Raw genomic sequence first — 25,281 nt, 5'->3', positions numbered from 1 at the left:
CTAATTCAAGTCAAAATATCTTCTTCTTTATTCCTAGCGCCGTAACAAAATTCATCTACCCAAGAAGCTATACTACGGGCATTAGTGGTTTCTAGATTCACTTTGCTCTTAACATTTTCTGGTTGAATATTCGGGCGTTTGCTGTTGCTTTTAACCTCAGTAGTAATTGCTAGCAATGCTCCTGAAGGGAGCCGCCCAAGGGGCGATGTCTGACGACAAGCTGCAAAGCAGCTACGCACCGGTTTACCATTACTATTAATCTCAGTGGTAATTGCCAATGATGCGCCCACAGGGATTCGGACAGATGACGCGTTGCTATTAAGCTCAGTAGCTAATGCCACAGATGGCATAGTTTTGGCTTTAGTGTTAACCTCACTGGTCATTGTCGCCGATCCTCGTGAAGGCAACTGACCAGAGTGCCAGCGTACTGGTTGATGTTCCCTTAGCAAACCAGAGGATGGCGTTTTTACCGGAGTATCTGGAGCAATTTTAGTTGCAGCTACTACCAACTCCGGTTTGCGTGTGCGAACTACCTCAGTAGTAGCTGTAATCGATGGCACAAGTTCATCGGCGCGTGATAAGTTGGGATCTAGAGTCTTGGCAAGAGAATGAAGCGCAATCTTGCTGGCAGTTAGAGCCGATGACAAATATTTATCTTCAAAATGCTTCTCATCTGGCGACTTGCTTTCAACTTGGCTTATTGCCATAGAATGGTCTAATTTCATTAAATGTAACTCTTCATCAGGGTTGAAGTTAAGACCTAAAGCGGCGACTATTTTATCTGGATCGTTATTCAGCTCCAACATAAAAGCAAGTATTTCATCAAACTGGGGTTCTAAAACAGACAGTGTTGCCAAAATAAAACCGGACAAAGGACGGCGCAGACCATCGTAAGTGCCCCAAATTCGCATTTTGACCAGCCACGAAATATTTTGCTCGTAGTAACTCAGCCATTTTTGTTTTAAGGATTGACGCAGCTCTTGGATATTCATTGGATGCCTCACTTCAGTCAACAAGATTGCAGAGATTGATATTATTAATTAGTTTGATTTCTGGGGATGAAACCGATAATAGAGCATCTGTTGAACTCTTTGACCACCTAGCAAATGATTTTCTATCAGTAGAGATACTTCATGGGGTTGAACGCCGCTATACCAGATCATATCGGGTAATACCAGCACCATCGGCCCATTGCCGCATTGTCCCAAACAGCTGCTAGCAGTTACTGTTACACCAGGGATTGGCAAAGATGCAAAAGCTGCTAAAACCTTAACTGCACCTTGCTTTTTGCAAGTGCGATTTTGACAAACCCGCACACACTTAGGAGCAGATGGTTGGTCTATTGTAGGGAAGTTTGATGGTTGAGTTATGTTTGACATTTTTTAACGAACCACAGAGGCGCAGAGGACACAGAGGAGAGAGAGATGGGGAGAGAGGGAGATGAGGGAGAATAAATAACCCATGCCCCATGCCCAATGCCCAATTCCCCATAATTAATCTATTGAAAGTCCTTTTGAGGCTAGCCATTCAGGGTTAAATATCCGCGACTGATACCGGGAACCACTATCACATAAGATAGTGACAATGGTATGTCCTGGCCCCAACTGCTTCGCTAAAGCAACAGCCGCGCCGACATTAATACCCGTTGAGCCGCCCATTAACAGCCCATCTTTTCTTAGCAGTTGGTAAACTACCCGTAAAGCTTCTTGGTCATCGATTTGAATGGCATCATCGGCAGGTGCGCCTTCCATATTGGCTGTGACACGACCATTACCAATGCCTTCAGTGATGGAATTTCCTTCTACATTGAGTTCGCCGGTTTTGACATAGCTATAAAGTGCACTACCCAGTGGATCGGCAACAACGCATTTAATCGCCGGATTTTGTTCTTTCAAGTACAACGCTACACCAGCATAAGTACCAGCAGTACCAGTTGCAGTTGTCCATGCATCTATTTTACCATCTGTCTGTGTCCAAATTTCCGGCCCTGTGGTTTCGTAGTGGGCGCGGCGGTTGGCTAAGTTATCAAACTGATTCGCCCAAATAGCGTTTTCCAACTCAGCAGCAACTCTGCCAGATAGCTTAACATAGTTGTTTGGGTCTTTATAGGGTACAGCAGGGACGCGACGAACTTCTGCGCCTAGTGCTGTCAGTGCGTCTATTTTTTCTTGTGACTGAGTATCGGGAATAATAATTAGGCATTTGTAGCCTTTGGCGTTGCAAATATGCGCCAGCCCAATGCCAGTATTACCAGCAGTTCCTTCTACAACTGTGCCACCGGGTTTGAGTAAACCTTTCTCTTCTGCATCTTCAATAATATAAAGTGCGGCGCGGTCTTTGACGGAACCGCCAGGATTGAGAAATTCAGCTTTAGCGAGGATTTCACATCCTGTTTCTTCACTGAAACTGTTTAAGCGAATTAGGGGTGTGTTACCAACAGCGCCGACGAAGCCATTCTTAATATCCATTTTGGCTATACCTGTGTGAGTATCTATAAAAATTTTGGCTTATAGCGATCGCATAATTTACAACTAATTTGCCTAAAATCCCATATCGCATTTCCCCACTCAGCAAGCCAACAATAATCATAGTTGTCTAAGCGATCGCATCTGGTAATCTGATATTCAGGGTTAGCATAAGCTGGATATATTGTCGCCAATTAATTCTAGATTAACGCGATCGCATTTCCCCTTATTCACTCGTTGAAACTTGACTGCGGTCAAACAACCACCCATCGCCGACAATCTCCTCTAGGCGTTGATTGAGTCGGGGGAGGAAATATTCTGGATCGTTTAGCCGTTGCTGAGTAAACCAATGTTGCTTGCAAAATGTTCGCTTCTTCCTGCTCAAACCCTAGTAGCGCAACTCTGGGATCTTCAGGAGAAGTCGCCATGAACAGCAACCGCAATGGGCGATTTTGCACGCCAATCACTTGAGTTTGACGCTGCTGCACAGAACGCACTGGTAAGACGGAAATATCCTCGCGTTCTAGTAAAAACCCTCCACCATCATGTAGCAATTCCCAAGGCAAATGTGCCAATCCCAAGGCTACCCGTTCGGTTTCGGGGTTCAACCCCTGCGCTTCGCTGGTTTGAATCAAATCTAGATAAATCGTTTGCTCATCCGCGTCATTCAGCGACTTTCTCAGCCATCCCTCATTACCATCCAGCCATTGATAAAGTCGCCGTCCCAACTGCTTGAGATCGGGTAAGCTATCTTTTTGTTGAGAATAATAATTTTGCTCACACAAATCAATGAGCTTTCCCAACTCCGTTTTATCCAGGCGACGTGAGCCATAATCACAGCGTAGTTCAAAAGTTTGCTGTTGGCTGAGGGCGAAGGTGAAGTTTAGGGGCATGGCTGACAGCAGTGGTTTCCACAGTAACCTTCACCCTATTATTACCTTTTTCCCGAAATTATCGCCGATATTCGCCGCCGCGATCGCCGATTAGCTGATACAAATCGCGGGATTGGCGAGATAGTGCATTGATGCGATCGCAGTTCAACTATAAAAAAATCTTTGCTGTTGTTAGGGCTGTGGCTATATTGATTGATTGTTATATTCGTCCAAAACACAAGTCCATTCGTCCAGAACACAAGTCCGTTCGTTCAGAACACAAGTTCATTCGTTCAGAACACAAGTTCATTCGTCCAGAACGCAAGTCCATTCGTTCAGAACACAAGTCCGTTCGTTCAGAACACAAGTCCGTTCGTTCAGAACACAAGTCCGTTCGTTCAGAACACAAGTCCGTTCGTTCAGAACACGAGTTTTTTCTCAACTATTTGTTGTTTAGTTTCGTGTAATTACTGAGCTAACAATCAAATCTTATTAAAAAAAATACTTATTTTTGCAAGCTTTACTGAACCACTACATTATCCCATTGAGCCACTCTAGAAAGATAAGTTTAGTAAAAGGTATGCATTGATGCCACGCCAAAAAAGAACCTCTCCTGTACTAGAAAAAACCGAACAGAGAGTAATCGGATTTAAATCGATTGATTCCAGCCTTGACTTTGGTGATTCTATCAGTTTAAAGAATTTAACTGAGTTAATCGGGCAACTCCGCAACCAGATTGACCAGTATAATATGATGCTAACTGCCATTGACTCAGCAAAGGCAAAAATAGAAACCCTTGAAAAGAGCATTCGGGAAACTTCAGAGCGCTTAGTCAGTGGTGTAGCATTGAAGTATGGCAAAGACAGCCGGGAATACGAAATGACAGGCGGGACACGCAAAAGCGATCGCATTCGTAAAGCCACTATCACCCGTTTAAAATCCACCGCAGACTTAAAAGCAACTTCTAAACAGACGGCGTAACCAACAGAAATTAGGCATCATTTACAGTGAATGATGCCTATTAGACATCTCCGAAAACGAATGTAGAGAGGTTGCAATGCAACGTCTCTACAAGGGTTTCAGGTAACGCATAATTAATTTCTGGAGATGCCTATTGCGTAGGCGTAGCCCGCCGCAGGCATCGCATGATCGCACTGTTAAGCACTTCCTTTGATTCTGGAAAGCAAATGCATTTTGTGGTGGCTAACTCTATAAGTTTAGTAAGTAATCAAAATTTAAATAGTAATTTTACTGTGGTTTTTAAATATATACGTAAGTTACAATACAGCATAATTAACGAGTAAATGCTGACATTTTTTCATTGTCTTAGACGGGATGGATATCGATGACATCTGAAAGCAACCGCGAAAAAGAACTTGAACAGCGAGAACGTATATTACGAGAACGAGAAGTGGAATTGCGACTCCGGGAAATGGAAAGTAATATCCATGCTACCGATGCGGCTTTTCATCAAACTGTGAAGCATCAGCCAGAAAATTCCCAAAAACCTTGGATGAATAAAGTAATTTTGGGTGGAAAGCTGTTTGCTCTTGGTGTGGTAGCACTAGTTGCTGTGAGAATAGCCTCAGTGTTGGCTGGATTTATTATTGTTGGTGCGCTGGGGTGGATGTCTTACAAATTATTTTTGGAATCTAAAAAAACCAATCTTTAATTAAGGTGTATTATTATGACTGATCAAGTAGCAACTGATAGATTTATCCAAGATTTAGAGCGGGTTGCTCAAGTGCGATCAGAGATTTCTGTATGTTTAAGTAAACTAGCCCAAACAATTAATCAAGCTGAGTTGGCTGGAGATTCTTCATCGGGAAAACTCAGTTTAGAACGAGATATTGAAGATATTACAGTAGCTAGTAAAAATCTCCGCCAAGGTGTATTTCGCCTTTTAGTCTTAGGTGATATGAAACGTGGGAAAAGTACGTTTCTCAACGCCTTAATTGGGGAAAACTTATTGCCAAGCGATGTTAACCCTTGTACCGCAGTCTTAACAGTTTTACGCTATGGCCCAGAAAAGAAAGTTACCATTCATTTTAATGATGGAAAAAGCCCACAACAGCTAGACTTTCAGAACTTTAAATATAAATATACCATTGACCCGGCTGAAGCTAAAAAACTAGAGCAGGAGAAAAAACAAGCATTTCCCGATGTTGATTATGCAGTAGTTGAGTATCCCTTAACGCTACTAGAAAAAGGAATTGAAATTGTTGATAGTCCGGGATTGAATGATACAGAAGCGCGAAACGAATTATCTTTAGGTTATGTAAATAACTGCCATGCAATTTTATTTGTGATGAGAGCTTCTCAACCTTGTACCCTGGGTGAGCGTCGCTACCTAGAAAATTATATCAAAGGTCGAGGATTGACAGTTTTCTTCTTAGTTAATGCTTGGGATCAGGTGCGAGAATCATTGATTGATCCTGATGATGTTGAAGAATTACAAGCATCTGAGAATAGATTACGGCAAGTATTTAACGCGAACTTAGCAGAATATTGTACTGTAGAAGGTCAGAATATTTATGACGAACGAGTGTTTGAGCTTTCGTCAATTCAAGCACTGAGACGACGGTTAAAAAATCCCCAGGCTGATTTAGATGGGACTGGCTTTCCAAAGTTTATGGAAGCCCTTAATACTTTTCTTACCAGAGAACGTGCGATCGCAGAACTCCGTCAAGTTAGAACCTTGGCTAGACAAGCCTGCAATCATACCCGCGAAGCAGTTGCTAGACGTATACCATTACTTGACCAAGATGTAAATGAGTTAAAAAAACGTATTGATTCAGTAGAACCAGAGTTTAACAAACTCACAGGTATTCGAGATGAATTCCAAAAAGAAATTATCAATACCAGAGACACTCAAGCAAGAACGATTTCCGAATCTTTTCGCGGCTACGTTTTAAACTTAGGTAACACCTTTGAAACCGATTTCTTACGCTATCAACCTGAATTAAATTTGTTTGATTTTCTCAGTAGTGGTAAACGAGAAGCATTTAACACCGCACTACAAAAAGCCTTTGAGCAATACATCACTGACAAATCTGCTGCTTGGACATTAACTGCTGAAAAAGATATCAATGCCGCTTTTAAAGAACTTTCTCGCAGTGCTGCACAATATGGCGCGTCTTACAGTCAAGTCACAGATCAAATCACAGAAAAACTCACTGGACAAAACGTCAAAGTAAATGCCACTACTACTGCTGAAGAAGATAATTCTCCCGGCTGGGCAAAATGGGCAATGGGATTGTTATCACTATCTAAAGGAAATCTTGCTGGTTTCGCACTAGCAGGAGCCGGATTTGATTGGAAAAATATTTTGTTAAACTACTTTACTGTAATTGGCATTGGCGGAATAATTACAGCAGTGACAGGTATTTTCCTTGGCCCCATTGGGTTTGCACTGCTAGGTTTAGGAGTAGGATTTTTACAAGCAGATCAAGCGCGTAAAGAGTTAGTTAAAACTGCGAAAAAAGAGCTAGTCAAACATCTACCCCAAGTCGCACATGAGCAATCTCAGGTTGTATACAATGCTGTAAAAGAGTGTTTTGACTCTTACGAGAGAGAAGTGGGTAAGCGGATTAATGATGATATTCTTTCTCGCAAATCTGAATTAGATAATCTAGTGAAGCAGAAACAAACCCGTGAAATAAATCGTGAAACTGAGTTCAACCGTTTAAAAAACTTACAAGAAGATGTAATAGCTCAGTTGCAAAAAATCGAGGCGGCGTATAGCAATTTATTAGCTTATTATAGTTGATAAATCTCATTACTCTCGTTCGCAGCTAGAAGCTGGGAATACCTATTGGGAGGCTCCGCCTCCCATAACTATAAGAATATGAGGTAATTGCATTACCAGGCGGAGACTGGGAACGAGGAACTATGCAACAACAGTATGAAGGTTATAAGGATTTAGCAGATTCTCTCAAATCGGCATCTGCATTACTGAATTTAGAACGCAAATCGCAACTGCATGAAGATATAATTACCATCTGCAATCATCTCGTTAATCCTAGCTTTCGGATTGCGGTATTTGGCCCCTTTAATCATGGCAAATCTACCTTACTGAATGCCATGTTAGGAAATCGCACCTTACCAATTGATTTAATCCCCACTACAGGCGCAGCGATTACTGTCAAGTATGGTTCTGATGTGCGAACTCGCATCATGTTGGTAGATGGTACAGAAATATATCGCAGTGGTACAGAAGTTTTACAACAATTTGCTATTCTTGATGGCAATAGGCAGATGCGAAAAGATGTAGCATCTGTGGAAATTTTTTGTCCGCATCCTTTCTTAGAAACAGGTGTAGAATTTTTAGATTTACCAGGAACGAATGATAGAGATGAACAAGATAATTTAGTCCGAGAACAACTTTTAGGTGCAGATTTAGTTATACAATTATTAGATGCACGTAAATTAATGACTTTAGGTGAACGGGAAAACTTACGAGATTGGTTATTAGATCGCGGTATTAAAACAGTTATATTTGTCGCTAATTTTCTTAACTTACTCGAACCCGACGAGCAAAAACAAGTTCACAATCGCTTGCTATTTGTTGCAGAAAGCTTTCGAGCCGAATTACCTCCAGGTTTTAGTAATTTATATCGCGTTGATGCTTTACCTGCTTTAAGAGCCAGATTAAAAGGTGATGTTGCTGCTGCTAATAGTAGCGGTTTAGCGGCTTTTGAAACAGCTTTGCAAAATATTGTAGGGATTTTGCAACCAAATCGTGGTAGTGTGCGTTTGCCAAGAGTGCAAGCGATCGCTTCTCAAATCCAATACTCATTAAAAGCTAAAATTGACCCGATTGCTCTTGAAATAAAATCCCTTGATGATAAAGAAAATACTAAAATTGAAATTAAACGAAAAGCCGCTAACTTAATCTATAAAGGTTTTTCTACTAGCGTGGGAGAGTTACGCGATTGGCTAGCATTACCCAAGCTACTGACAAAATATCAAGCTGATGCGGCAGTTGCATTGGCAGAAAATAAATTTAAATATTGGCAAACAAATACTCTTAAAAAAGACCTAAACCAATTACAATTTGCTGTGGTAAAATGGCTTTATCAAGCTTACGAATTTTTCCAAGAAGAACGACCACAAGATTTAATAATTCCCTTTCCTAGCGAACCACAAATCATATTACCATCAAAGCCAAGCAATACTGATGATTTGAGTGAACCTGGTTCTATCGCTGTTGGTGGCGGTATTGGCTGGTTGTTAGGCGGCCCAGTTGGTGCTGCTGTCGTCGGCAGTATTTCTTATTTGCTAAACAAGAATATCCAAAAACAAGACGAACAATTAGCGAAGGAATCTTATCATCAGGAAGTTGCTAAACTTTGTATAACTGCAATTGAAGATTATTTATCTAGTTTCAGCAGTCAAGGATTATCTATTTTGGCTGAATATGAACAGAAAGCCGAAAAAGTAATTTGTTTTGAAATTAGTCAAGAGCCGCTAGAGATTACTAAAAAACGTGAAAGTTTGCAACACTTACAAAACGGTTTTAATCAGTTATTGCAAGAGTTAGAGAAAGTAAAAATATCATCAAATTATCAACCTTATAAAGATATACCCAAATTCAGTAATACTAATAGAAAATATTCACCACAGCCAGAGAGAGTTCAAACTTACCCTCAAAAAGATACTAGTGTTAAGCAACAACAGGAAAGTACTGCTAAGAATACTCAGACAAGGGTAAAATCTGTTTCTCCACCACCGCCAAAAGTTTCTCCCTCTCCACGCAAAGAAGACTTAGAAGCGAAATTTCGTGATTGGGAACTGAATGAGGAAATTGCGCGAATGAAAGCAGAGATGCAATCGCCTAGTTCTCAAACTGGTAAACAGCAAAATACAACTCAAAGCAACAAAGCACGTAACCAACCAAAAACCCAGACGGAAAAAGATAAGATTACTCGCGCCTACAGTATTTTAGGATTGCAAACAAATGCTTCTCAGGCTGAGGTAAAGCAGGCTTATCGAACTTTAGTAAAAAAATGGCATCCAGATTTGTTTGTTAATCAGCCACAATTGCTAAAACAAGCACAAGAGAAAATGCACTTAGTAAATGAAGCTTACACAACTTTGAGTGATAAATGACCAACCAGATCCCCGACTTCTTAAAGAAGTCGGGGATCTTTAGATTTCAGTCTAGCAATTTGATTAGAATTAGAAAATTGTTAGGTGAGATTTATGCAACTGCTATCTTTGAGGAATGGGTTTTTGGCGTTAACATTAACTGCGATCGCTTCAGCAGGTGGGTTAATCACAGGCTGTACCAATACTGCTTCCCAGAACCAAAGCCAAACCCTAAAGGAAACTGTCACTAATGCTAATGACAAGCAGATGATGAATCACGGTAGTGGCATGAATCACAATATGGGAATGGATTTAGGCCCAGCCGATGCTAATTTTGATTTAAGATTTATCGACGCTATGATACCACACCATCAAGGGGCTGTGGAAATGGCGAATGTTGCGCAACAGAAATCAAAACGTCCTGAAATCAAAAAATTAGCAGACAATATCATCAAATCGCAAAACCAAGAAATCACTCAGATGAAGCAGTGGCGACAAGCTTGGTATCCCAAGGCGGGAGAGAAACCAATAGCTTACAACAGTCAAATGGGTCATACGATGGAAATGTCGTCTGACCAAATGAAAACTATGATGATGAGTCAGGATTTAGGTGCAGCTGATGCGGAATTTGATCTGCGCTTTATCAATGCGATGATTCCTCACCATGAAGGGGCTGTAACAATGGCGCAAGATGCCTTAAGTAAGTCTAAGCGCCCTGAAATCAAGCAATTAGCCCAAGAAATTATCAAGGCACAAAATATAGAGATTAAGCAAATGCAGCAGTGGCGAAAAAGCTGGTATAACAAGTGAGTCTAATTTGTAATTCGTGCGTTTCCGAAATCAGTCTCGTTTCCTGGCTGACTTATGGGGGTGTCAATACTGCTGGGTTAAGGATTTTTAACTCGGAATTGGGTTTCGGGAAAAGGTTACTGGGTTTAGGTTAAAGGTTTTTTCTTTCCCCTTTCCCTTTCCCCTTTTCCCCAAAACCCGACAAGTATTGATGGGGGTGTAGAGCAGGTCAAATGAGGAAAATTCATTTTCAGCAACGGGCGCAGCGCAATAATTGACTTGATAACAGTCTTTCACCTCATCGCTAGTGACTTGGCTTTCTCCCGACAAGAGCAGAATCAATACTGCTCGGGTAAAGGATTTTTAACTCAGAATCAGGTTTGGGGAAAAGGTTACTGGGTTTGGGTTAAAGGTTTTTTCTTTCCCTTTTCCCTTTCCCCTTTTCCCCAAAACCCGACAAGTATTGAGAGCAGAATAACCTTGTTAACTTGATCCTGCTCTGCCCAATATGCGATCGCACCGTAGTCGATTAGGTAATTGATGGTATTCAAGGTAAAGGAAAAACAGAAAACTGTAGTATGCGGTATGTAAAACTTAACTGCAATTCCTTTGCTTAACTTTTCGTTATATACTTAGAGATTTTCACAATCACAGCTTAAGCTTTTACTTTTAAAATGAAAGACAGTAACATTTGTTACTACTTGTCATTTTAATTAAGTAATAAAACTTAAAAATCCGATAACTTATTTTTATTCAAAAGCAATAGTAAAAATACTGTAAATAGTAAAATTTTAGCAATAAAAATAACTGTTATTGTTAATAACAATTTTTCAAGAAATGGCTATAAATACTGATTGATTTAATAAAATTAGAAATTATATTTGTTTATAAAGAAAGGAATTTTAATCAATAATTAGAATTTGATTTCATCTAAAACTTACTTACGTAATATTAGTTTGATTAAATAAATCTCCTTTCTTTGGCAAATATCCTAGCTAGGCTTGATCAGCCATTTTTCAACTAGCTAATAACATTGAATATTAACATTAAGTCAAATTTTACTAGCAATTAGGTGCACTATTCAACAGTATTTAATTTGTTTAAATACTGCTCTGCCAATGTGAAAATATTCAATGTTTATAAATTGTCAAAAAGTGGCGTTTTCAAAATAAACACTGAATCTGGAGCAATAAGAAATGGTTACTACAACTGCTAGAGGCATAATTGAAAATTCATATCTTAAACAAGATAGATTGCATCATAATTCTTCAGTTACTATAGTTATTCCATGTCTTAATGAAGAAGGAAATTTAGAAAGACTCCTACTTAATATAGAAGAAACATTTGAGGATATGGGCTTTAGTTTGCCAGTACTAGTGGTTGATGATGGTAGTACAGATAATAGCTATCAAATCCTCAAGCAAATGAGTGAAAAATGCGATTATTTAAGAATAATTCGCCATCCCTACAGGCTTGGTGTAACTGGAGTATGGAAGACGGCATTAGATGATGTCAAAACTGATTGGATATTTTGGGGACAAGCAGACTTAGAGTCAGATCCTCGGACTGACTTACCATTACTATTAAAAGCTTGTGTACCAGGGGTAGATGCAGTGGCTGGTTGGCGGCAAAAACGGGGTGATGGGAAGATTCTTGCTTCTAAATTAGCTAATACCACTTGTCGTTTACTCTTCGGTTTAAAAATCCATGATATGAACTGGATTAAACTAGTCCGTCGTGATTTATTATCGACTCTGCCAGTAGAAACAATTACCCATCGCTACTTATTGGCAGTATTAGCAGCACAGAAATATAACGTTATAGAAGTTGCTACACCTTGGCATCCTCGGCACTCTGGAACAAGCAAATTTGGCAAAAAGCGTCTTCTTACTTCAGCTATTGATTTTGTCAAGTTATGGTGGTGGTTTCAAACTCAAGGTCGTCTAATTAATCAACGCCAAGATAAAAAGATTGATTCAGCTATAAACTATGTTGGTGTTATTCAACAGGAAATAGTCTAATCAATTAAACTATCCAAAAATAAACCCAGAGAGAATTAGTCATATTCTCCTGGGTTTCATTTTTATCCTAAATGTAGTAATTTTTTCACATCTATGAATATTGAAGATAAACACATTCTTGTTGTCACTTCTGTATATCCTATGACTGCTGACGGCAATCATGGTGCTTTTGTACGTGAGGCAATTTTACGCTTGCAAGCAACAGGGGCTAAATTTACAGTATTTGCTCCTGCCTACGAAGGTTCTAAAAGCCACGTATTAGATGGAGTAAAAGTATATCGCTTTCGCTACTGTCCAAAACGTTTTGAAAATTTGGCAAGAGATGGTGCTCCTACCAAGTTGCAAAGACAGCCTCTTTATTTGATAGCTGCTGCTTTTTATATCTTGTTTGGTATGTTGCAATTGTTTTGGGTATGTTGCAAGGAAAAGCCAAATTTACTCCAGATTCATTGGCCTTTTCCTCATGGGTTAATTGCTTTACCTGCGAGTATATTATTAGATATTCCGATGGTATTTAGTTTCCACGGAGCCGAACTCATGTTAGCTAATAAGTTCAGCTTTGTGACACATATCCTCCGTTGGTTAGTGCCTCTGGCTAAAGGTGTGACAGCCAATTCTTCTTTTACTAGTGGGTTGATTCGTAAAATTTATGATGGGCCTGTTACCGTTATCCCTTACGGTATGACTATAAAGCCAAAGCCACCTAAAAAACGTTCCCCAGAGGAAGTGCGATCGCTCCTGTTTGTTGGTAGGTTAGATGAACGTAAAGGTTTGCGATATTTATTAGCAGCTCTACCTTCGGTTCTAGCGAAATATCCTGTACGCTTACGCATTGTGGGTAAGGGAATTCTCGAAGATGAGATTAAATCACAGTGTGATGCAATAGGTCTAAATGATGTAGTAGATTTCCTTGGCTTTGTTAGCAAAGAAGAATTAGCTGATGAATACGCTGGATGTGACATATTTGTACTACCGGCAATTGTAGATAGCAAGGGCGATACTGAAGGCTTAGGAATAGTAATAATAGAAGCTTTAGCCCACCAAAAGCCTGTAATTGCAAGTGCTGTAGGCGGAATTGTCGATGTAATCCATTCTGGAACTACAGGATTATTAGTACCAGAAAAAGACCCAGAAGCTTTAGCACAAGCAATCTTGACTTTATTATCCAATCCCACTAAAGCCCAAACAATGGGTCAACAAGGTTTAGCAGATATACAAGTTCGTTTTAACTGGCATCACATTACACCTATGTGGCAGCAAGTATTGGCAAACGCATTGAACAACACTGTAACCGGAAAAGCTACCGGAACTATTGCTTAGTAAAAATTTGCGATTAATTGTGATTTTTATGAGGAATGTTAGTTTGTTCTCCATTCAGGGAAGTATTCATATAGCCTTTACACGATTAATTGCAATTTTCATGAAGAATGTTAGTTTGTTCTCCATTCAGGGAAGTATCTATATAGCTTTTACAAAGGTACTTAAGTAAATCAGACTTGAATAAGGTTCCCGTATACTATGACACAACAACGTCTTCTTTTAACTCGCGGGATTCTCACTACTTGCGTAGTAGCCCCTTTAGGTTTAATGGGGATTTTAAGCTTTACCGTACTTTTTCCTGCTCTCAAAGACCCAGGATCTAGATTTTACTCTTCAGGTTTTGGTTATCCAGCTTTACAACGTATGGCTGGCAAACCTATTCAAGTAGAAACTGCGTTAGTCGCGTCAAAAGCTTTAGAGGATAATCTAGCCGCTCCTGGTGAATCTGTTGGTATGCAGCAGGTGAATGTTCGTTCTTTAGTATCGGGGCCTGTAGAAAAACTTTTCGTTGAGGAAGGGCAATGGGTGCGCCGAGGTCAACCTCTGCTTCAGTTACAAAAAGCTCCCTTTGTAAATCAAGTAAATACGGCTCGCAATAATCTCGCTATTGCGGAAAAGAACCTTGCAACCGTGCAAAGCTCCGTATCACAAAGGTTATCAGACTTGAAAGAGGATGTTAGGTCTGCTCAAGACAGGTTTTATACAGCTAAAACTAGATTAAGAACAATTGACAAACTTGCAGATCAAGAATTAAACAACAATGTGCAGGCTGCTCAGGTAAGGGTAGTGACTGCTGAAGAGAAACTTAGACAAATTAAAATTTTAGCAGATCAAGGAGCAATATCCAAGTTTCAACTCTATGATATGCAAGATATCTATGCAACTCGCAAAAGAGAACTAGCAGCTGCTCAACAGGGAATTATTAGTACCCAAAGCCAGCAATTTACTAACCAAGATTTCTACATTGCTCGCCAAAACGACTTGATTTCTTCTCAGCAAGCTCTGTCATTAGCCCAGCAGACACTAGATAAAGATGTAAAAAATGCTCGGCTAACAGTTGACAACAGGAGAATAGAACTCCAAGAGGCTCTGAGAAATTTAAGTAGAACAGTTATATATGCTAGCACCGATGGTTTAGTGAGTTCGGTAAATATTAATGCTGGGGAAATAGCGGATGCACGAGACCGTAACTCGTTAGTAACCTTAACTCAGAATGTTGTATTTAAGGCTTACATTGATCAAGCTAGGCTTAACGCTGTGAAAGTGGGCAATAACGCTATAGTCCGGTTAGTAGCATACCCTGGACGTACTTTTGAAGGAAGAGTCATTCAGCTCAATCCAACCGTACAAACTAATACCAATAAGCCTAGTAAAGTGGGTATTGACCGACAATTTACTTATTCTGTTTGGGTTGCTGTTAATAATTTACAAATGCCTCCAGGTTTGCAAGGTTATGTGCAGTTTACTGATCAAAGTAGAACAGCTTTAATGATTCCAGAAAGTTCTGTTACTCATTTGTCTGCTGGTGAAGGTATGGTGATGGTTGCCGAAGCAGGCAAAGCTGTCGTGAAAAAAGTCAGGTTAGGAAGAACATTTGATAATCAACGCGAAGTACTAGAAGGCTTAAAACCTGGAGAACAGGTAGTACCTTCTCCCTTAGCTCTAAATCCAGGCGATCGCCTAGAAGCTAAGTCTGCATTATTGCCAATCGCAGAGAGAAATTAGCAGATGAATCAAAGTTATTGGACTAACAGATTTTTTGCCTTTATTAATTGGTTTAATCGAGAAAGGGTTACTCTGTTAATCGGCTCTATTTTACTATTACTAGGAGCCATCTATCCTTGGTATCGGTTACCTCCAGAAACCCTAGAAGCATTCGGTACAAATCTATTTTGGGCAAATGCTGTGAGAGTGCCATTAGCTTTGTGTGCGATCGCAGGTTTTACTTACACTTTTATATTTCATATTCGACAAGCTCCACGCTTAGTTTTTTGGGGTGCATTAATACCAATCTTACTTTTTCCCTATTTCATTACAACTTGGTCGCCTGCTGTATCTTTTATTGCAGCAGAGTACTATAACCAGGGAGAAAAAGTATCATCTCATGTAGACAAAAATTTCTCAGAAGTTCAAGCTCAATGGAAACAGAATATAGTTTTAGATAATCCAGATATTCCTACTTCTACTTTTGGCCTAAAAATTGAGGATAGCCGATTTTTTCAACTTCCATCATGGGATAAAGTTATCCTTGAAGGATTTAGCTATAAAAATAGTTTTTTTGCTTTTATTGGACAAGGTTGGAGCTTTAGCCTAATTGGAGTGCTAATCTGTCTAATGGGCTTTTATCTAGCCTGGGAACAGCAGGGAATTAATTCTCTAACTAAAGACATGAAAATATTAGTGCCTGTGAGCTTACTATTATTTTCTGCTATTTTAGGCTCTCACATTTATTTTAATATTATTAATTATCAATTAAATGTGCAGTTTGCCAAAGGTGAATATTCTCAAGTAGTAAACACCAGCCAAGTTTTAACAAGATTGTATCCACCTTTGCAGGGAGATGAAGAATTTTTAGAGCGCCTGGCTAGAGCAGAGTTATATACAGATGTTCCTGAACCAGGATTAGTTAATTTCATTCAAGGTCTAGAAAATTATAAAGATAGTAATTTTTTAGAAGCAGAAAGCTATTTTCAAAAATCTTTAGAGATTCAGCCTAACCGCTTTTTAGTAAGAGGATATTTGGTTGCAGCACTTCTAAATCGAGGAACCAATTATTTCAACGAACCTAATACTAGGAATGCTGGCACAGCAGCAGATATTTTTGAAAAAGCATTCAGCATATTTCCGGGTCATGTTGAGGCTTTATATGACCTGATGCTAGCCAGGGTTGTTAATGGAGAATTTCAGAAATCGGCTGAAGTTGCTAAAAAAATTATAGATGGCCAGAAGTACTTTCAAGAACCAGGGATTGGTTTAATGGGACAAGCCTATGTCCATCTAACTTGGAATGAATATAACAAAGGCAATATTAGTAAAACCTGGGAAAGATACCGTCAATCGGTTGATACCAAAGCTTGGAATGAATCAGGAATAGAGGAATAATAATGGAACGTTCAGAGCGTTGGTTGCCATTGGGCTTGATATTAGCTTTAGGATTACTATTGGGAAGTTTGATATTTTCTATTTGGGAGAAAATACCTACTTCTGTAGAGCGCGTAAATTGGTCACAACAAGCCCAATGGATTGGGCCTCAAACACCTAACTACCGTTTTTATACACGCAATACCTTTAACTTACCTGATAATGCAAAAGCAGGCTGGCTAAGATTAAGTGCTGATAATGACTTTAGTTTATATGTAAATAACAGACCTATAGCAAGAGAAAATAGTGTTCTCAATAATTCTCTTGGATTAGGTGCAGGATTGAGAATACCTTTTCAAGGCATTAATGATAGTAATCATTACAATACTAAAACATCAGTCAATTATTTACTGGCTAGTTCCAATGATTGGAAATTAACAGCATATATAGACATAACTCGTCATTTACGTCCAGGTAAAAATGTTATTGCATTAGAAATTCAAAAAGGACAAACTACTCCTCGTGTAGTTGTTGAGGGGTGTGTTTATCCTACAGATGATGCTACACCGATTAGTTTATCAACAGGAGAAACCACCTGGAGAGTTTCTAATCTGTCAGAAACTCGTCAATCTCTCCAATGGTTTGACCGAGATTTTTCAGATGAAAATTGGCCAGAAGCTAAGGTACTGGGTTCAGTTCGAGAAGCAACTTACAGTCGCTTAAGTAAAAATTTGTTTGACCGCCCTCTACAGGGAAATTGGATTACAGGAAATCAAAATTCTCAAGGACAAGTATGGCTCAGAGGTAGTTGGCAGATACCAATAGATCAGATTTCTCGCGCTTATATTCGATTTGCTGGGCAAGGTGCATATTCTCTGTTAATCAACGGCAATCTTGTTAATAGTTACACAAAGGGAAATAGCAACCAACTGCATCTTTTAGAAATTACAAGCTTGCTTAAACCTGGAAATAATACATTAGCTGTAAGCTTAATTAGCTCACTAAATACAGTATTAACAGAGACTAACTCTATTAACCCTAATAGTATTCTTAATTTCTTTCTAGATGGATGGGCAGAAACAACAACAGGCGAAATTGTTGGCGAAATTACTACTGATAATACTTGGACAGGTTTAAATCAACTTGTATCTAAGTGGACAGAAGGTGCTGGTGAGGATAAACCTGTAAGTCTTTTAGGTAAACCTAAAGCAGAAGGTTTCCAACGCAATTTTGAAGGTAATGCCTATCTGCTCAATTACCCTAATTATTTATGGCATCAAAGTCTATGGTTAATAGGAGGAGTTGTCTTTGCAATAATTTATGCTTCACTTTTAGGTTTATGGCTGGGATATGGGAATCGTTGGTGGGATAACTTTGTTGCAGGATCTGCAATACTCTCACCAACTACTTTGTTTTTAGCCGCCATTGGTTTGCTGAAACATCGCTTTGCAGAAGCAGAGGTTGGATTATTGTTTGCCCAGCCAAACAGTAACTACGTAATATTATTTGGGTTTACAGCCATAATTGTATTGACATTAGTTTACATTCGCATCAATAGAAAGATTAATAAATTACCTCTATCTTTGATTTGGTTCTCGCTGGGTTTAGTGGCTTGTGTTAGTTTCAGCTTGGCATCGGGTGGAAATATCTTTCTTGTCTTTAGTTTAGCGTTTGTAGCAGCGATTATTGCGTACATTTTCGTTTGGATGCAGAGACGGGAAGAATCACCAATCCAAGTATTGCAAGATAAATTTAATCTTATACAGCAGAGATGGTCTATTTGGGGCGAGTGGATATTTCTCATCCTCATCGTCAGTGTAGGGTTTGGGCTAAGGGTTCATAACCTCGGTTTTATCGACTTAGACTCTGATGAAAATACTTCCCTAGATGCTGCTAGAGGTATCTTACGCACGGGCACACCTATAGCTACTTCTGGTATTTGGTACACTCGTGGCCCTTTTTATCACTACTTGCTGGCTCTTTGGTTACGACTATTGGGAGATTCTATAGTTAATGCTCGTTTGTTATCCGCACTTTGGGGTACAGCTACTCTAATTTTAGTCTATATATTTGCTCGTCAGCTTACTGGAAAAGTTTGGATTGCTCTACTAGTAACAGCAATTTTAGCTATCAACCCTTGGGAACTTTGGTATTCACGCAATATCCGGTTTTACCAGGTTCTACAATGTCTAACTATTCTATCTTTGTGGTCATTCTTCAAGGGTTTTATTGAAAAATCTGGAAAGTATTATCAATACCTTTTCTTTATCGCTCTTACTTTAACCTTAATAACTCAAGAGATTAGCTTAACTCTAATGCCAGTATTCTTAATTGGTTTCCTTTATTTTTATCGTCCGTTTAGCTTGTTGCAAGACTGGCACATTATCTTAGGATGTGTAGTTACTTTAACTATTTTTATATATGACCTTGGTTTTGCGGCTATCCGTCTTTTAACTCCTTTAGCTGCAATATCTGACAGTACGGCTAGTTATCTAAGGCTACATTTTTCTGATGTCACAATGCTAATTTCCAATATATTTATTGGTTCTAATAGGATGCAAATAATTTATAGTTACTTCTTCTGTATAGGAATACTTTACTTTTTTAAAAAATCCAACCTTATATTATCTTTCTTTTTTATTTTGTTTATATCTCAAGTAATTATTGTAACACTTCTTACTTATCAATTAGAAGAACGCTACATTTACAGTGTTTATCCAATATTTATTTTGCTAGCTATTTATAGCATGATATGTTTAGTAGAAACTATTGGGGATCACTTACAGGTAACAACAAATGGATTTATACCTGTTAGAAATGCTATGTTGATATCTAGTTTGATAATAATAATTGTCAACTCACAACCAACTGAAGTATTAGCGGCTTATTCAGAAGTAATTAATAGAAGTAATACTAAAATTTTTGGGTATATACAACAACATAAAAATTCAGCAGATATAGTTATTTCACCTACACCTTCATTTGCTGCAATTAACTTAAACGGGTTAGATTATTTTTTAATGGGAACAGAGTATTTAGATGCTATTTACTGGCATAACGGAAAATTAATTGATAGGTGGGCTGGTGGAGTAGTAGTCAATAATATAGATCAAATAAATCATATATTAGAAAAACATCAACGTGTCTGGATTCATATAGATGATGCCAGAAGAGGGAGATTTGAACGTACTACTTGGGAGTATATCGAAACATTAGGTAAACCAGTTATAGATAGTTTTGGAACTCGTTTGCGATTTTGGCAGCTAGAAGATGGATTACCAAAAGTTATACCCAATCAAGGCAAAGATTTAGGTGCTTATTAATTTATATATCTGTACTTATAAACTGATTAATACAGGTCTACATATACAATATATAAGAAAATGAAAATCAAACCAATCATATTCATCAAAACAACAGTAAGTATTGGTCTACTTGCTTTTGTATTTACTCGCATAGACTTTAGTCAAGCTTGGACTCAGTTTAAACATTTATCTTTACCCTTTATCATCCTAGCTTTAGTCTATTACACTGGTTGCCAATTGTTGAGTTGCTGGCGCTGGCAGGTTGTTCTTAATTCGAGCGGTCATTCAGCACCAATGAGCAGTTTGCTGAACAGCTATTTTGCAGGAATGTTTCTCAACATTTTTTTGCCAGGCGCTCTTGGAGGAGATGTATATCGTGTTTATAGAGTTGCTCAAGTAACGAAAGATTCAGAAGTTGCATTAGTATCTGTATTTTTAGAAAGATTTACCGGGTTAGCAGCTTTATCTGCTTTGGCTTTAATTGGTTTGCCTCCCGCTTTTCAATTAATAGGACGCTGGGATATTATTTTGTTATTTCTTGCTTGTGTAGGTGCTTTATTAGGAGCAGTATTACTCATATCAAGTCCCAACCTATTAATATTAGCAGAACCTTGGTTAGAAAAGTTTCGCCTCGGCAAAGTAGCTGCTCGTTTTGCTAAAATTCAAATTTTGTTGCGAAAATTCGCTCAGGATCGTACAGCCCTAGCTGTATCAATGGGGTTATCAATGTTACTCCAATTGGCTATAGTTTATTACCACTACCTTGTGGCGCAACAGTTAAAAATACCTATTTCTTATTTACAGCTTTTAGTATTTATTCCCATCATCGTAGTAGTTACCTTGCTGCCCATATCTTTAGGAGGGCTGGGTCTAAAAGAAGGTTTATGGATTTACCTGTTCAATCGTATTGGCTTAACTACAGAACAGGCTCTGCTGTTATCCTTAACAATTACAGCCTTAAGCTGGCTGTTGAGCTTGCCAGGAGCTTTTATTTTGCTTTTGGATTCAACAGGATTTCAATTAGCAAGGCAAGGAAAAATGGAATGAAATAGCAGGATAACAACTTTGAGATCGGGAAGGAGAAATTAAACGGTGAAAAAGCAATATTTAGCAGCTTGGTTAGTTTTGTTATTGCTGCTAATGACTAAAAGTACTATGGTTTTTGCTAAACAACATAGCAATTATCCCAATAGGCAGTTTGAAGTAGGTTTAAGAACAGAGCAAAGTAATCTATCTCAGCGTCAATTATCCCAAAAAACAGATTTTGAGCATGAATCAACTGATTTAATCGCAAATGTTATTTACCGACGTTTGTCAGGTTTGTATAAATCAATGATGCCTAATGGCGCTAACGGTACAAACGTGCGTTGGCTGCGTAATCAGGCAAGAGGTTGGTATATCGAAGACCAGCGATATGGGGAAGACCTAATCATTGGTGGCTTGATTAAGAATGATCCACAAGCCATTCAAGCAGGATTTAAGATGTTTGATTGGGGGTTTGCACACCAAGTTGATGATGGTAGCTTCTTTATAACAGGAGATCGCTTTCACAGCACATCTTTCTTTGTAGAAGCTGTTACTCATGCCCTTTTAGTAATAGAACAATCTCCATATTCTGAAAAGTATGCTGACCAAGTAGCCAAATATAAATTTTTGGTGCATCGTGCAGCTAGATGGATAATTAAGCCAAATATCTGGAAAATCGGAATCGGACGTAATAAACCATACACCCATCGACGTTACTTAGTTGCAACAGCTTTAGGACTTACCGGTAAATTAACAGGCGATCAAGAACTGATTGAGTACGCCCATAAATCTATTGAAGATGGTTTATCTCTGCAACGTCGAGATGGGGTTAACCCGGAAAAGAATGGACATGACAGTAGTTACCAGATGGTAGGTGTGATTTATGCCCAGCGATGGGTGACATACTTTCCGCAAGATGAAATAACCTCTAAAGTTGTAGCGATGATCAATAAGTCGCTGCTATGGGAGCAGACAAGAATCTTGCCTTCTGGAGAAATTAGCACTGAGGGCAATACCCGCACTGCTGGACAGGAAAAAGGACGCTCTGGTAAGGTAAAAAGTATGGATAGGAGAACAGCATTACGTGCTTTTGCTTATTGGGCATCTGTTACAGGTAATCAAAAGTGGGAAGAAACCGCTCACAAAATAGCAAGTTTTTACTATAAAACTCGTAGATTTTAACAGAAGACAATTGTTGAATTAGGAAATATAATGCTCTATATAATTTTAGAGTTTTCTCGCGTTCTTTCATCTACATCTATAGTTTGTTCAGTGAGTTCCACTCAACCATTAGGATATGTCCCTTCAACAGTAGTCAACATTTTTAACCTCACTGCTTGTGAATAGTTAAATTGCTTTATAGAACTTTAGCTACCAAACTTTACTCATATTAAGAATAAACCCAGGCAATACCGACTCACCGCTAACGGTAGTAGGATTATCTAAACATTCCTCTGACAATCCAGGACGATAAATATAAACTTTACGCTGCTTACGATCAATTAACCAGCCTAACTGTATTCCTGGCTCATTCATATATTCCTCCATTTTTTCCTTCAAAGTCTGGAGGTTGTCGCTAGGAGATTTGAGTTCAACTACAAAATCTGGACAAATGGGAGCAAACTTTCGCTGCTGTTCTGGAGATAGAGCATTCCACCGTTCTAGTTTAATCCAGGAAGCATCTGGAGAGCGTTCTGCACCTGTTGATAGCTTAAATCCAGTACTTGAGCTAAAAGTTATACCTGTACCATCTTGTTCTGACCAAACCCATAGCTGTCCTGAGATATTAACTTCTCGGTTTCCTGTCTCTGAACCAGTAGGAGGCATAATTACCAATTCTCCGAATTTATTTCGCTCAATGCGTAAGTCACGATTCACCTGACAGAATTCAAAAAATTGTTCGTCTGTCATTTGCATTGATGACGGAAATTGCAAAACCAAAGGGGATGAGAACATAAGGATTTCCTCCAGGTTCGGATGCCTAGCCGACTAACTATATTCTCACGCAAAGAAACAAAGACGCAAAGTTATATCTTTGCGCCTTTGCTTTTTATCCGAAATCATTTTCAGATTTACTTGTTAGGCTGAGGAGTCATCCGCAGATAAGGTTTGATTTCCTCGTAACCTTTGGGGAATTTCTCTTTGAGTACTTCTGGATCTTTCAGTGAGGGGACAATTACAACATCCTCTCCATCTTTCCAGTCAGCTGGTGTCGCCACGCTGTAATTATCAGTCAATTGCAGAGAATCAATCACCCGCAACAGTTCATCAAAATTGCGTCCCGTGCTGGGAGGATAGGTGAAACTCAGGCGGAGTTTCTTATTGGGATCAATCACAAAAACCGATCGCACTGTCACAGATGCATTAGCGTTGGGGTGGATCATGTCGTAAAGCTCAGAAACTTTGCGATCAGCATCTGCCAAAATTGGGTAGTTGAGAGTGGTGCTTTGAGTTTCTTCAATGTCTCCCACCCAGCCTTTGTGAGATTCTACATCATCAACGCTGAGTGCGATCGCTTTGACATTACGCTTGTCAAATTCTGGTTTTAGCTTGGCAACTGTGCCTAATTCTGTTGTGCAAACAGGTGTAAAATCAGCAGGGTGAGAAAACAGCACAACCCAGCTGTCACCTGCCCATTGGTAAAAATCGATGTCGCCGTGTGTTGAGGCTTGCGTAAAGTTGGGTACTGTGTCACCTAGACGGAGAGCCATGAGAGATTCCCTGTAGTTGAAAGGCATATATATTCTAGTATCCCATCATGACATAAAACCCCTATTCCCCAATCGGACTTTAGCTGTTTGAAACAAAATTTTAGGTTGTCAGTACTCTCGGATATAAGTATGCGGGAGGTAAAAATTAGTAAAAAAGACTAAAGATTAGGTATTGAAAATCGCATACTTAAATCTGTTGTCTGCGTTGGGTTAAATTAATTTCTTGTAGAACTTACGCATTGACAGAAAAGCCAAAATAACAGGTAGAGTTTTCAAGGCTGATAGCTAGATTTTTCAATGAGATTTTAGCGATGCCTGCGGCGGGCTACGCCTACGCACTCAATCAAAGGTGATTGATAAAAGCCCGAAACAACGTATTTAGGTTGATGCACAAGATAGTTATTTTGTACAGTGCGTAAGTCCTATCTTGTCCAGAATTTTTTGGTAGGCTTGGATTGTTTGCTTTGCGATCGCATCCCAGCTAAAATTCTCCAATGCATATTTTTGGGCGTTTAATCCCCGTCGTTGGCGTTCTGCGGGATTTTCCAAAGCTTCTTGCAGTAACTCTAACAGTGCTTGCACATCTGTTGCACCCACCCAACCCGACTCGCTATCACGTATCTGTTGACAAATATGAACTTGGTCAGAAATGACTACGGGTATACCTGCTACCATTGCTTCAGCTACAGCAATCCCAAAATTTTCGTAGTAGGAAGGCAAGACAAATAAATCAGCAGCTTGTAGTAAACTAACTTTGAGTTCACCAGTAACAAAGCCAGTAATTGTAGTGTGCGATCGCAGTGGTGAATTTTGAATTTGGGATATTATCTTTTTTTCATAATCTGGCTCTTGGGGATTTGTCCCAGCTAAGACAAAATGAAACTTATAACCAATAGCTAACAGCCTCTCTAGCGCCGGAATCAACAAATTTAACCCTTTTTTCGGATCAATTCGTGACATAAACAATACTAAAGGCACATCCTCTGGTATTTCTAACTGACTATATACATTTTTAATGGGCGATTGAGAGGGAATCACACCCAACGGAATCACCAAATCTGGCGTAGATACTCCAAATTTTTCTGATATTTTAGCTTCTTGTTCGCTAGTAAAATGAATAGCTGCTGCACCAGCTAAATTTTGACGTTCTATAATTGCAACATAAAGCTGTTTTAATTGTTTTTTCTTCCGTAAATCAGCCGGATCGAGAGTACCTAAAGGACGGAAAATATAAGGTAGATTTTGCTGACGACACACAATAGCAGCAGCACTACTTATAGGAGAGAATAGAGCATGAATATGTGCTATGTCAAACTCGTGAGCATGACGTTTTAGCCAGTTTAATAAATCCAGGGAAAATTTGTAGCGACGAAATGGAGCGCAATGAAAGTAAATTATTTCATAACCATTTTGTTTAATAGGGCGATTTAAAGGTACATCTAGAGATGTTTGACCATTATCACCATTACTATCAGTTGTAAGAATTGTAACTTCCACTCCCTCTTTTACCAAAGCTGGAGCTAGCCCTAATACCATTTGACTGGGGCCGCCGTAAATTAGAGAAATTGAGGGAACAATTTGTAATATTTTCATTTTTTTGT

General features: G+C 39.1%; 19 protein-coding genes. 12 read left to right on the top strand and 7 right to left on the bottom strand.

Going from position 1 to position 25,281, the window contains the following annotated elements; all coding sequences use genetic code 11:
- Nucleotides 1–5 precede the first annotated feature (5 nt).
- The 4 genes from CDC33_RS26890 to CDC33_RS26875 form a co-directional block, all read right to left on the bottom strand.
- Complete coding sequence (locus tag CDC33_RS26890) at nt 6–992, bottom strand: DUF5331 domain-containing protein (protein WP_109011519.1); 987 nt, start codon at nt 990–992, stop codon at nt 6–8.
- 48 nt (nt 993–1,040) lie between these two features.
- Nucleotides 1,041–1,379 (bottom strand): (2Fe-2S) ferredoxin domain-containing protein, encoded by a 339-nt coding sequence (locus CDC33_RS26885; protein WP_109011518.1) that lies wholly within the window; start codon nt 1,377–1,379, stop codon nt 1,041–1,043.
- Between the two features lie 114 nt (nt 1,380–1,493).
- Nucleotides 1,494–2,468, bottom strand: a complete 975-nt coding sequence (locus tag CDC33_RS26880) for a cysteine synthase A (protein WP_109011517.1) — start codon at nt 2,466–2,468, stop codon at nt 1,494–1,496.
- A 251-nt stretch (nt 2,469–2,719) separates the two neighbouring features.
- On the bottom strand, nt 2,720–3,358 hold the full coding sequence (locus CDC33_RS26875) for a CHAT domain-containing protein (protein ID WP_244919361.1): 639 nt from the start codon (nt 3,356–3,358) through the stop codon (nt 2,720–2,722).
- A gap of 567 nt (nt 3,359–3,925) precedes the next feature.
- Here CDC33_RS26875 and CDC33_RS26870 point away from each other — a divergent pair.
- The 12 genes from CDC33_RS26870 (at nt 3,926) to CDC33_RS26815 (ending at nt 22,151) form a co-directional block, all read left to right on the top strand.
- Nucleotides 3,926–4,318, top strand: coding sequence for a hypothetical protein (locus CDC33_RS26870; protein ID WP_109011516.1), 393 nt, complete (start codon nt 3,926–3,928; stop codon nt 4,316–4,318).
- Nucleotides 4,319–4,682: 364 nt separating this feature from the next.
- Nucleotides 4,683–5,009 (top strand): DUF3040 domain-containing protein, encoded by a 327-nt coding sequence (locus tag CDC33_RS26865; RefSeq protein WP_109011515.1) that lies wholly within the window; start codon nt 4,683–4,685, stop codon nt 5,007–5,009.
- Nucleotides 5,010–5,024: 15 nt separating this feature from the next.
- Complete coding sequence (locus CDC33_RS26860; RefSeq protein ID WP_109011514.1) at nt 5,025–7,106, top strand: dynamin family protein; 2,082 nt, start codon at nt 5,025–5,027, stop codon at nt 7,104–7,106.
- A gap of 122 nt (nt 7,107–7,228) precedes the next feature.
- Nucleotides 7,229–9,448: a dynamin family protein gene (locus CDC33_RS26855; protein WP_109011513.1), complete on the top strand. Its 2,220-nt coding sequence runs from the start codon at nt 7,229–7,231 to the stop codon at nt 9,446–9,448.
- Between the two features lie 93 nt (nt 9,449–9,541).
- The gene (locus CDC33_RS26850; protein ID WP_109011512.1) at nt 9,542–10,237 is read left to right on the top strand and encodes a DUF305 domain-containing protein; all 696 of its coding nucleotides are present in this window, start codon (nt 9,542–9,544) and stop codon (nt 10,235–10,237) included.
- Nucleotides 10,238–11,412: 1,175 nt separating this feature from the next.
- Nucleotides 11,413–12,237 (top strand): glycosyltransferase family 2 protein, encoded by an 825-nt coding sequence (locus CDC33_RS26845; RefSeq protein ID WP_109011511.1) that lies wholly within the window; start codon nt 11,413–11,415, stop codon nt 12,235–12,237.
- A gap of 93 nt (nt 12,238–12,330) precedes the next feature.
- Nucleotides 12,331–13,557 carry a glycosyltransferase family 4 protein gene (locus CDC33_RS26840; RefSeq protein WP_109011510.1) on the top strand — a complete coding sequence of 409 codons (1,227 nt, stop codon included), beginning with the start codon at nt 12,331–12,333 and terminating at the stop codon, nt 13,555–13,557.
- Between the two features lie 198 nt (nt 13,558–13,755).
- A complete protein-coding gene (locus CDC33_RS26835; protein WP_244919360.1) occupies nt 13,756–15,282 on the top strand; it encodes an efflux RND transporter periplasmic adaptor subunit in 1,527 nt (508 codons plus the stop codon).
- A gap of 3 nt (nt 15,283–15,285) precedes the next feature.
- Complete coding sequence (locus CDC33_RS26830) at nt 15,286–16,659, top strand: tetratricopeptide repeat protein (protein ID WP_109011509.1); 1,374 nt, start codon at nt 15,286–15,288, stop codon at nt 16,657–16,659.
- A 2-nt stretch (nt 16,660–16,661) separates the two neighbouring features.
- On the top strand, nt 16,662–19,961 hold the full coding sequence (locus tag CDC33_RS26825) for an ArnT family glycosyltransferase (RefSeq protein WP_109011508.1): 3,300 nt from the start codon (nt 16,662–16,664) through the stop codon (nt 19,959–19,961).
- 60 nt (nt 19,962–20,021) lie between these two features.
- Nucleotides 20,022–20,990, top strand: a complete 969-nt coding sequence (locus CDC33_RS26820; RefSeq protein ID WP_109011507.1) for a lysylphosphatidylglycerol synthase transmembrane domain-containing protein — start codon at nt 20,022–20,024, stop codon at nt 20,988–20,990.
- Nucleotides 20,991–21,035: 45 nt separating this feature from the next.
- Complete coding sequence (locus CDC33_RS26815; protein ID WP_109011506.1) at nt 21,036–22,151, top strand: hypothetical protein; 1,116 nt, start codon at nt 21,036–21,038, stop codon at nt 22,149–22,151.
- Nucleotides 22,152–22,340: 189 nt separating this feature from the next.
- Here the strand turns inward: CDC33_RS26815 and CDC33_RS26810 are convergent, their stop codons facing one another.
- The 3 genes from CDC33_RS26810 to hpsP all read right to left on the bottom strand — a co-directional run bounded on the left by CDC33_RS26810 (nt 22,341) and on the right by hpsP (nt 25,273).
- Complete coding sequence (locus CDC33_RS26810; protein WP_109011505.1) at nt 22,341–22,925, bottom strand: Uma2 family endonuclease; 585 nt, start codon at nt 22,923–22,925, stop codon at nt 22,341–22,343.
- Nucleotides 22,926–23,041: 116 nt separating this feature from the next.
- Nucleotides 23,042–23,680, bottom strand: a complete 639-nt coding sequence (locus tag CDC33_RS26805; RefSeq protein ID WP_100900226.1) for a peroxiredoxin — start codon at nt 23,678–23,680, stop codon at nt 23,042–23,044.
- Between the two features lie 399 nt (nt 23,681–24,079).
- The gene (gene hpsP / locus CDC33_RS26800; RefSeq protein ID WP_109011504.1) at nt 24,080–25,273 is read right to left on the bottom strand and encodes a hormogonium polysaccharide biosynthesis glycosyltransferase HpsP; all 1,194 of its coding nucleotides are present in this window, start codon (nt 25,271–25,273) and stop codon (nt 24,080–24,082) included.
- Nucleotides 25,274–25,281: the final 8 nt, after the last annotated feature.

The organism is Nostoc commune NIES-4072 (assembly GCF_003113895.1).
GTDB lineage: Bacteria > Cyanobacteriota > Cyanobacteriia > Cyanobacteriales > Nostocaceae > Nostoc > Nostoc commune.
Note: the sequence above shows the minus strand (reverse complement) of the source record. Positions and strands in the feature narration are given on the sequence as shown.

Bases quoted from the DNA above. Each gene is read 5' to 3' on its own strand.
- hpsP (WP_109011504.1), bottom strand. From the start codon at position 25,273: ATGAAAATATTACAAATTGTTCCCTCAATTTCTCTAATTTACGGCGGC.
- CDC33_RS26870 (WP_109011516.1), top strand. From the start codon at position 3,926: ATGCCACGCCAAAAAAGAACCTCTCCTGTACTAGAAAAAACCGAACAG.
- CDC33_RS26860 (WP_109011514.1), top strand. From the start codon at position 5,025: ATGACTGATCAAGTAGCAACTGATAGATTTATCCAAGATTTAGAGCGG.
- CDC33_RS26805 (WP_100900226.1), bottom strand. From the start codon at position 23,680: ATGGCTCTCCGTCTAGGTGACACAGTACCCAACTTTACGCAAGCCTCA.
- CDC33_RS26835 (WP_244919360.1), top strand. From the start codon at position 13,756: ATGACACAACAACGTCTTCTTTTAACTCGCGGGATTCTCACTACTTGC.
- CDC33_RS26890 (WP_109011519.1), bottom strand. From the start codon at position 992: ATGAATATCCAAGAGCTGCGTCAATCCTTAAAACAAAAATGGCTGAGT.
- CDC33_RS26865 (WP_109011515.1), top strand. From the start codon at position 4,683: ATGACATCTGAAAGCAACCGCGAAAAAGAACTTGAACAGCGAGAACGT.
- CDC33_RS26840 (WP_109011510.1), top strand. From the start codon at position 12,331: ATGAATATTGAAGATAAACACATTCTTGTTGTCACTTCTGTATATCCT.
- CDC33_RS26820 (WP_109011507.1), top strand. From the start codon at position 20,022: ATGAAAATCAAACCAATCATATTCATCAAAACAACAGTAAGTATTGGT.
- CDC33_RS26830 (WP_109011509.1), top strand. From the start codon at position 15,286: ATGAATCAAAGTTATTGGACTAACAGATTTTTTGCCTTTATTAATTGG.
- CDC33_RS26855 (WP_109011513.1), top strand. From the start codon at position 7,229: ATGCAACAACAGTATGAAGGTTATAAGGATTTAGCAGATTCTCTCAAA.
- CDC33_RS26880 (WP_109011517.1), bottom strand. From the start codon at position 2,468: ATGGATATTAAGAATGGCTTCGTCGGCGCTGTTGGTAACACACCCCTA.
- CDC33_RS26810 (WP_109011505.1), bottom strand. From the start codon at position 22,925: ATGTTCTCATCCCCTTTGGTTTTGCAATTTCCGTCATCAATGCAAATG.
- CDC33_RS26850 (WP_109011512.1), top strand. From the start codon at position 9,542: ATGCAACTGCTATCTTTGAGGAATGGGTTTTTGGCGTTAACATTAACT.
- CDC33_RS26875 (WP_244919361.1), bottom strand. From the start codon at position 3,358: ATGCCCCTAAACTTCACCTTCGCCCTCAGCCAACAGCAAACTTTTGAA.
- CDC33_RS26845 (WP_109011511.1), top strand. From the start codon at position 11,413: ATGGTTACTACAACTGCTAGAGGCATAATTGAAAATTCATATCTTAAA.
- CDC33_RS26885 (WP_109011518.1), bottom strand. From the start codon at position 1,379: ATGTCAAACATAACTCAACCATCAAACTTCCCTACAATAGACCAACCA.
- CDC33_RS26825 (WP_109011508.1), top strand. From the start codon at position 16,662: ATGGAACGTTCAGAGCGTTGGTTGCCATTGGGCTTGATATTAGCTTTA.